A 7,753-nucleotide genomic window follows, 5' to 3' on the forward strand; every position below is an offset into this window, starting at 1 on the left:
GTGCCGCGGCGCCCGGACGGGCCCGGTCGCTGCCCCGGCCGGCGTTCTGGCCGCCGCCGAGGGCGCGCAGGCCGGCTCCGAGATCGAACTGTGCGGCGGCGCTGCGTACGTCCACCGCGGTCAGTGTCGCCGTCCCGAACAGGGCGGCGACGAGGCCGGCGAGAACGCGGCTCCTTGGCGTGCGGGCAATAGGCATGGGTGACCCCTCGAGGCAGATCGGCAGCTTGGCCTTAGGGGGCGTTTGTTTCCAATCGGCGTCGGAACGTCCTCGCGGATGTTGCCGGCCCAGGTGGGCGGCGCCGCCTACAGGTAGGGTGGCGTGCAGGCGCTCACGACCTCGCAGGGCTCGTTTCCGGGATTGCGGAACCGGTGCGGCCGGGTGCTGTCGAAGAGATAGGCCTCCCCCTCCTTGAGCACACGCACCTCGTCCCCGACCGTCAGCTCCAGCGTGCCCGAGATGACGATCCCGCCCTCGCGGGAGTGGTGGGACAGCATGTCCGCGCCGGTGTCCGCGCCCGGCTCGTAGCGTTCGTGCAGGATCTGCAGGTTATGGGTGTGGGCGTCGCCGATCTGCCGGAACACCATCCGCCCGGCCCCCTGCTGCATCGCCCCCGGCAGGATGGAGGTCAGGTCCACCAACTGGTCGGCGGCGAAGAAGACCTTCTCGGCGCTCGGCCGCGGCGGCGTGAAGAAGTCGACGAAGCTGATCTCCAGCCCGTCCAGCACCTTGCGCAAGGAGGCAACGGAGGGGCTCGACTTGTTCTGCTCGATGGTGGCGATCAGTCCGTGAGGCACCGAGGCCCGGGCCGCGAGGTCGCGCTGCGAAAGCCCCGCCCCGAGCCTGAGTTCCCGCAGCCGTGCTCCGACGTCGAAATCCACAGCGCCCTGCCTCCCCTCGTCTCGTCCGGCCAACATAGTTGCCCTGCATTTTCCCGTCTGCTCAAAATTTTGAGCAAGGGCTACTCATCCGCTGATCCCTCGTCGGACCGAACCGGAGAGCCGCCATGTCCAGGAACACCGCCCTCGCGACCCGCCAGCACGAGGCCGTCCCGCGCGGCGTCGCCACCAAGGGCATCTACGCCACCCGCGCCGAGAACGCGACGCTGTGGGATGCGGATGGCAAGGAATACATCGATTTTGCCGCCGGCATCGCCGTGCTCAACACCGGCCACCGCCACCCGGCGATCATGCAGGCGGTGCGCGACCAGCTCGAGTCCTTCACTCATACGAGCTTCAACGTCGCTCCCTATGAGAGCTACATCGCCCTCGCCGAGCGGCTGAACAAGATCACGCCCGGAGACTTCGCCAAGAAGACGCTGCTCGTCACCACCGGCGTCGAGGCGGTCGAGAACGCCGTCAAGGCGGCGCGCCACTTCACCGGCCGCTCGGCCATCGTCGCCTTCTCCGGCGCCTTCCACGGCCGGACGATGATGGGCATGGCGCTGACCGGCAAGGTGCAGCCCTACAAGAAGGGCTTCGGGCCGATGCCGGCAGACGTCTATCACGTCGCCTTCCCCAAGACCTATCACGGCCTCGACACGGCAGCCGCCATGGCCAACCTCAAGCAGCTCTTCGCCGCCGACGTGGAGCCGGCGCGCGTCGCCGCCATCATCGTCGAGCCGGTGCAGGGCGAGGGCGGCTTCTATGTGGCGCCCTTCGACTTCCTCCGCGAGCTGCGCACCGTCTGCGACCAGCACGGCATCCTGCTCATCGTCGACGAGATCCAGACGGGCATCGCCCGCACCGGCCGCATGTTCGCGATGGAACATGCCGGCGTGGTCCCGGACCTCGTCACCATGGCCAAGGGCCTCGGTGGCGGCTTCCCGCTCTCCGCCGTCACCGGTCGCGCCGACGTGATGGACTCCGCCCAGGTTGGCGGTCTCGGCGGCACCTATGCCGGCTCGCCCGTGGCGGTGGCCGCGGCCCATGCGGTCCTCGACGTCATTGAGAAGGAAGACCTCTGCGCCCGTGCCGCGAAGATCGGCGAAATGATGCAGTCGCGCCTGAAGGACATGGCCAAGCGCAACACCTTCAACTGCATCGGCGACGTCCGCGGCCTCGGCGCCATGGTGGCCTTCGAGCTGGTCAAGGATCGCGAGACCCGCGAGCCGGATGCGGCGCTCACCAATGCGCTGATCGCCAAGGCTGAGGAGCACGGCCTCATTCTCCTGTCCTGCGGCCCCGATGCCAACGTCATCCGCCTGCTCGCCCCGCTCACGATCCCCGAGGAGCAGGTGCGGAAGGGCCTCGACATCATCGAGCAGTCACTCGCCGCCGTGGTCGCCGCCTGATCCTTCTGTCCCGGTATCCGGGGGGCCATGCATCCCCGGATACCACTTCTCCATTGCGTGTTTTACGTCGGGCCGTTAACCGGATGTTCTCCGCGCCCGCTGTAGCAAGGCGTGTTGGCCTTGGGAGCGGCGAGTGGGCTTGGCGCGGAGTGATGTGGCCGTTCGGGCGGAACGCGGGCGTGCAGCCAGCTCCCGACCCTCCGTCGATTACCGGGACATCGCGCTCGAATCCGTCGCGCATGGCTTCTGCGTCTTCGATGCCGACCTGACCATCCGCCTCTCCAACCGCCGCATGATCGACCTCTTCGGCATGCCGGAAGAGGTGGCGGGCGTCGGCGCGTCAATGTACGGGCTGCTGCGCTACAGCGCCGAGCAGGACCGCCTCGACGGCGTGCCGCTGCACCAGGCCTGGGCCGAGCGGCTCGCCCTTCTGGCGCGCCGGGAACCCTTCTCGCGCCGCGAGCGCTTTTCCGACGGCCGCACGGTGCTGATCAGCTACCAGCCGGCACCCGAAGGCTGCTGGGTCGCGATCCATCATGACATCACGGCCCAGCAGAAGCTCGAGGACGAGCTTCGGGACCAGGCAAGTATCTTCCGGGAAGCCCTGGAGAACATGTCGCATGCGCTGGCGGTCTTCGATTCATCGAAGCGGCTCGTCGTTTGCAACAGCCGCTACCCCGCCATGTACGGCTACAACGCGGGCGAGGTCGGTCCCGGAATCCATCTCCATCAGATCTTCGCGCTGGGGCTGGAGCGCGGCATTTTCACCGGCGCAACGCTGGAGCAGATGGTCGAGGAGTCCGACCGTCAAATCGCCGCGGGCAAGGAGGTCACGCGCCGCCGCCGTCTGCCGGATGGGCGCTGGATCCATACTCGCTCGCGGCTGACGCCCGACGGGGGCTGGATCTTCACCTCCGAGGACGTCACTGACCGTGAACTGGCCATCCAGGCCCTGAACGAGCAGCACCAGCGCTTCGACGCGGCCCTCAACGCCATGCCGCAGGCGCTGTGCATGTTCGATGCGGACCATCGGCTCATCGTCTGTAATACCAACTACGTCACGCTCTTCCGCGCCGATCCCGAGGTCGTGAAGCCCGGCATCACGCTGCGGGAGATCTTCGACCATGGCGTCAAGCTCGGCAGCTATCCGGGCATGACCGCCGACGACCTCGTCGAACGGCGCCTGGAGGCCCTCGCCCGTGCCGACGGCAAGGCCTACGACCAGCCGATGACCGACGGCCGCATCATCGCCGTCTCCATCGAGACCATGGAGGGCGGCGGCTGGCTCGGCATGTTCGAGGACGTCACCGACCGGCGGCGCGCCGAGCGCGAGCGGGCCCTCGCGGTCGCGGGCATGCTCGAGCAGAACCTCCTGATGGATGCGACGCTCGAAAGCATGGCGCAGGGGCTTTGCGTCTATGACCGCGACTTCCGCATCGTCGTCGTCAACCGCCGCTATCGCGAGATCTATGGTCTCGACGAGGTGGATATCCAGCCCGGCATGACGATGCGCGAGGTCATCGGCCGCAGCGTCGCCAAGGGAGCCCACCTCGTCGGCAAGTCGGCCGACGTCGTCTGCGACGAATTCTGCCGCACGCTCATCGAGAACCAGGAGCCGGTGCTCCAGCGCCACCTCGCCGACGGGCGCATCATCGCCGTCAAGGCGCAGCCGATGACGAACGGCGGCTGGGTCGCCACCTTCGAGGACATCACCGCGCGGGAACGCGCCGCCCTCGCCCTGCGCGAGCAGCACCGGCGCTTCGATGCGGCGCTCAACAACATGGCCCACGGCCTGTGCATGCTCGACGAGGACCTCAACCTCATCGTCTGCAACACCCGTTATCTCGACATGTACGGCATGTCCCCGGACGTGGTGCGTCCCGGCGTCACCATGCGCACGATCGTCGAGCACAGCATCGCGCTGGGCAACTACACCGAGGCGACGCCTGACGAGCTCCTGCAGAGCTATTTCGAGCGGCTCAGGAACGGTGACTTTCTCTCGCATCGGCAACTCGCCGACGGCCGCATCTTCAAGGTCCTCTACCACCCCATGCCCCATGGTGGCTGGGTGGCCATCCACGAGGATGTGACCGAGCGCCGGAAGGCCGAGGAGCACATCGTCCATCTCGCCCATCACGATTCGCTCACCGGCCTGCCGAACCGCGTCCTGTTCCGTCAGCGTATGGCCGAGGGCCTGGCCGATGTCGGCCGCTCGGGAGCGCCCCTGGCGCTGCTCTGCCTCGACCTCGACCATTTCAAATCGGTCAACGACACGCTCGGACACCCCGTCGGCGACGGCCTCCTCACCCTGGTGGCGGATCGCCTGGGGCAGGCGGTCGGAAGCGCCGATACGATCGCCAGGCTCGGCGGTGACGAGTTCGCCATCCTGCTGCACCGTGCGGGGCGCGAGGAGGCTGAGGTTCTGGCGCGGCGCCTGGTTCGCGACATGGCGGAACCCTTCGTCGTCGAGGGCCACCTCATCAATTCGGGGATCAGCGTCGGCATCGCGCTCGCCCCCCAGGACGCGGTCGCAGGCGACCACCTGATGAAGGCGGCAGATCTCGCGCTCTACCGCGCCAAGTCCGAGGGGCGGGCCATGTTCCGCTTCTTCGAGCCGCAGATGAGCCAGCACCTGGAGGCACGCCGCCACCTCGAGCTCGATCTCAGGCAGGCGCTGCAGACCAACGAGTTCCACCTCGTCTTCCAGCCCCAGGTGTCGAGCCCCGATCTCCGCCTCGCGGGCTTCGAGGCGCTGATCCGCTGGAACCACGCCTTCCGAGGCGCGGTGCCCCCGGCGGACTTCATTCCGCTGGCCGAGGAGACCGGGCTGATCTGCGCCCTTGGCGAGTGGGTGCTGGTCGAGGCCTGCGCGGAGGCCGCACGCTGGCCGGACCACATCCAGGTGGCCGTCAATCTCTCGCCGATCCAGTTCAAGGACCGCTCGCTGGTCGCGACCGTCCGCCGGGCGCTCGTCGAAACCGGACTGAGGCCGGGCCGACTGGAACTCGAGATCACCGAGGCCGTGCTCCTGCAGCGCGACGACGTGACGATCGCGATGCTGCACGAGCTGCGAGCCCTCGGCGTTCGCATCGCCATGGATGACTTTGGCGTCGGCTATTCCTCGCTGAGCTACCTGCGAAGCTTCCCCTTCGACAAGATCAAGATCGACCGCTCCTTCATCGCCGATCTCGGGCAGAGCCGCGACAACGTCGCCATCGTCCGCGCCATGGCCGATCTCGGCGCCAGCCTGGGCATCGAGACGACGGCCGAGGGTGTGGAAACCGAGGATCAGCTCGCGATCGTGCGCGGCTGTGGCTGCACCCACGTGCAGGGCTATCTCGTCAGCGCGCCGCGGCCGCCTGCGGACCTGCCGGCGATCATGGCCTCGCTCGGGCCCGGCCGCCCGGTGGGCTGAGGCCGGTCAGAGGCCTGCGGGACGCTTGCCCGCCGCCCAGGCCGCATGATCGATGCGCTCGAGGCCGAAGACCTCGTGCTGGCGCGCGTAGAGATTGCCGAAGAGGCGACCCACCGGCCGGTAGCGCGCCATGTCGACGTTGAAGCGCTCGTCCATCACGTCTTCGCGTACGTGGACATGCAGCACACGTCCGATCAGCAGTTCGCGCTGCGGCCCGAAGTTCAGCGACAACTCGCGCACGCATTCGAGGGCGGCGGGGGCCTCGGCGATCCGGGGTGGGCCGACCTTCTCGGAGGCGGCCGTGGTCAGGCCGACCGCGCTGACCTCCGAGACACCGGCGGGAAAGTCGGTTGCGCAGGCGTTCATCGCATCCGCCAGCGGTTCGTCGACGAGATTGACCACGAACTCGCCGGTTGCGGCGATGTTGCGCGTCGTGTCCTTCGGCGAATGGTCCGCCTTGTGCTGCAGGCCCAGCACGACGAGGGGCGGCGCCTCCGAGAAGACGTTGAAGAACGAGAAGGGCGCGGCATTGATCACGCCCTCCCGGCTCATGGTGGAGACCAGCGCGATCGGCCGCGGCACGACCAGCGAGCAGAGGATCTTGTAGACCCGGTCGTCGGCCAGGCTGTCGAGGGCGATGGATCGCATGGGTTCTGTCCGGAAGGCGGGAAAGTCTCTAGCTGGAATAGGGCGATCGCTCGACCCAGACCTCCACCTCCTTAGGGCCGTTGCGCTCGAACACCAAGGTCAGCGGGAAACGATCGCGGACCTTCAATGGCCTCCTCAGGCCGGTGAGCAGGATGTGAGGTCCGTCGATGCGCATGCCGATCGGCCGGCGCGGGATGATGTCCCAGCGCGGCGCCGGCGCCTGGCCGGCCACCGGCACGAACTGGGCCCCCTCCGCTACGGGCGACTGGGCGCCCGTCAGGGCATCCGGTTGCCCCTGGACGACGGCCAGCGGCATGAAGGCCTTGGTGGTCGGGGCCTCGGAGGGCAGGCACCACGCATGGCCGATCATCAGGTCACCGTGGCGATAGGAATGGGCCAGGGCTTCGCCCGCGACCAGAAGCGCGGGCATGGCCAGGATCGAGCGGCGGCTGATCAAGGACATCAGTGCCTCGGGGTTCCGTGGCCGTGGCCGCCGGCGGGGCCGGGGGCGCCGATGGGGGCGACGCTGTAGTCGATGGTCACCGTCCCCGCCTTTTCGAAGACCAGCGTCCCGCGCAGCGGCGCGCCGGTCCGGATCTGCTCGCCAAGGTCCATGAACATCATGTGGTAGCCGCCCGGACGCAGCTCGACGGTCCCGCCCGCAGGGATTTCGATGCCGCCGCGCACCTCGCGCATGCGCATGACGCCGTCCACCGTCGCCATCTCGTGCACCTCCACGCGGGGCGCGCCGGGAAATGTCCCGCCGGTGAGCCGATCCGCCGTGTTGCCGGTGTTGCGGATTACCATGAAGCCGCCGGCGACCCGGGCGCCGCCGGGTGTCGCGCGCGTCCAGGGCGCCTCGACGACGATGGGCCCGGCGCGGAAGGTCGCGGTCCCGTGCGTCTGGGCGCGTGCGTGGGCGAGGGGAAATATGGCGGCCGCAGCCGCGAGAAGGGAGCGTCGGTTCATCGATCATGTCCTTATGGGAGGAGAGGGCAGGGCGGCGTCAGGCGGCCGGCGGCGCTCTCGGGGCATGATCGAAGGTCGGGCGATGCGGAACCCTGGCACGGGAGCCCGCCGGTGTGTCCCGCATGGCCGCCTCGGCCACCACCGCCCTTGCCGCGGTCGAGCCGGGAGCGGCGCCGTCACCGGAAGCGGTGGCCAGGCAATGGTCGGCGCAGACGGCGAGGTGAGCAGGTGCCCCCTTGTCCGTCCCGGTCGTGCAGAGACCCTGATCCGCGGCGGACGCGGCGATGTGATGGGCCCTCGCCGCGTGGGACAGGAGGCCGTCGGCCGGCAGGGCGAAGGCGAGCAGGAGGGCGATGGCGAGGCGCAGGTGGCGCATACGGCCTTGTACGAGCCCCTGCGATGCGGATCAATGCGGCGCGGCGACCGGGCG

The 7,753-nt window shown here is 68.7% G+C and carries 8 protein-coding genes; 2 read left to right on the forward strand and 6 right to left on the reverse strand.

Features of this window, described 5'->3' with window-relative positions; genetic code table 11:
* Together ACT6XY_RS21685 and ACT6XY_RS21690 are read right to left on the reverse strand one after the other, a co-directional pair.
* Positions 1 to 196: hypothetical protein (locus tag ACT6XY_RS21685; RefSeq protein WP_444750386.1), on the reverse strand; the 196-nt coding region annotated here is incomplete at its 3' end.
* A gap of 107 nt (positions 197 to 303) precedes the next feature.
* A complete protein-coding gene (locus tag ACT6XY_RS21690; RefSeq protein ID WP_444750387.1) occupies positions 304 to 879 on the reverse strand; it encodes a cupin domain-containing protein in 576 nt (191 codons plus the stop codon).
* A gap of 125 nt (positions 880 to 1,004) precedes the next feature.
* Between ACT6XY_RS21690 and gabT the strand changes: the two genes are divergently transcribed.
* Positions 1,005 to 2,291, forward strand: a complete 1,287-nt coding sequence (gabT, locus tag ACT6XY_RS21695; RefSeq protein WP_444750388.1) for a 4-aminobutyrate--2-oxoglutarate transaminase — start codon at positions 1,005 to 1,007, stop codon at positions 2,289 to 2,291.
* A 154-nt stretch (positions 2,292 to 2,445) separates the two neighbouring features.
* Positions 2,446 to 5,706, forward strand: coding sequence for a PAS-domain containing protein (locus tag ACT6XY_RS21700; protein ID WP_444750389.1), 3,261 nt, complete (start codon positions 2,446 to 2,448; stop codon positions 5,704 to 5,706).
* 6 nt (positions 5,707 to 5,712) lie between these two features.
* Here ACT6XY_RS21700 and ACT6XY_RS21705 read toward each other — a convergent pair whose 3' ends face one another.
* Genes ACT6XY_RS21705 through ACT6XY_RS21720 form a run of 4 tightly spaced genes read right to left on the reverse strand, consistent with a single transcriptional unit; the run spans position 5,713 to position 7,699 of the window.
* Positions 5,713 to 6,354 carry a flavin reductase family protein gene (locus tag ACT6XY_RS21705; protein ID WP_444750390.1) on the reverse strand — a complete coding sequence of 214 codons (642 nt, stop codon included), beginning with the start codon at positions 6,352 to 6,354 and terminating at the stop codon, positions 5,713 to 5,715.
* A 28-nt stretch (positions 6,355 to 6,382) separates the two neighbouring features.
* Complete coding sequence (locus ACT6XY_RS21710; RefSeq protein ID WP_444750391.1) at positions 6,383 to 6,817, reverse strand: copper chaperone PCu(A)C; 435 nt, start codon at positions 6,815 to 6,817, stop codon at positions 6,383 to 6,385.
* On the reverse strand, positions 6,817 to 7,323 hold the full coding sequence (locus ACT6XY_RS21715; protein WP_444750392.1) for a copper chaperone PCu(A)C: 507 nt from the start codon (positions 7,321 to 7,323) through the stop codon (positions 6,817 to 6,819). Before ACT6XY_RS21715 ends, ACT6XY_RS21710 begins: the two co-directional genes overlap by 1 nt.
* Positions 7,324 to 7,360: 37 nt before the next feature.
* Entirely contained in the window at positions 7,361 to 7,699 is a 339-nt protein-coding gene (locus tag ACT6XY_RS21720; RefSeq protein WP_444750393.1) for a hypothetical protein, read from the reverse strand.
* Positions 7,700 to 7,753: the final 54 nt, after the last annotated feature.

This window comes from Phreatobacter sp. (assembly GCF_052440005.1).
In the GTDB taxonomy this organism is placed as follows: Bacteria; Pseudomonadota; Alphaproteobacteria; order Rhizobiales; family Phreatobacteraceae; genus Phreatobacter.

Coding starts and splice junctions, on each gene's coding strand:
- ACT6XY_RS21710 (WP_444750391.1), bottom strand. CDS start 6,817: ATGTCCTTGATCAGCCGCCGCTCGATCCTGGCCATGCCCGCGCTTCTG.
- ACT6XY_RS21720 (WP_444750393.1), bottom strand. CDS start 7,699: ATGCGCCACCTGCGCCTCGCCATCGCCCTCCTGCTCGCCTTCGCCCTG.
- ACT6XY_RS21715 (WP_444750392.1), bottom strand. CDS start 7,323: ATGAACCGACGCTCCCTTCTCGCGGCTGCGGCCGCCATATTTCCCCTC.
- gabT (WP_444750388.1), top strand. CDS start 1,005: ATGTCCAGGAACACCGCCCTCGCGACCCGCCAGCACGAGGCCGTCCCG.
- ACT6XY_RS21705 (WP_444750390.1), bottom strand. CDS start 6,354: ATGCGATCCATCGCCCTCGACAGCCTGGCCGACGACCGGGTCTACAAG.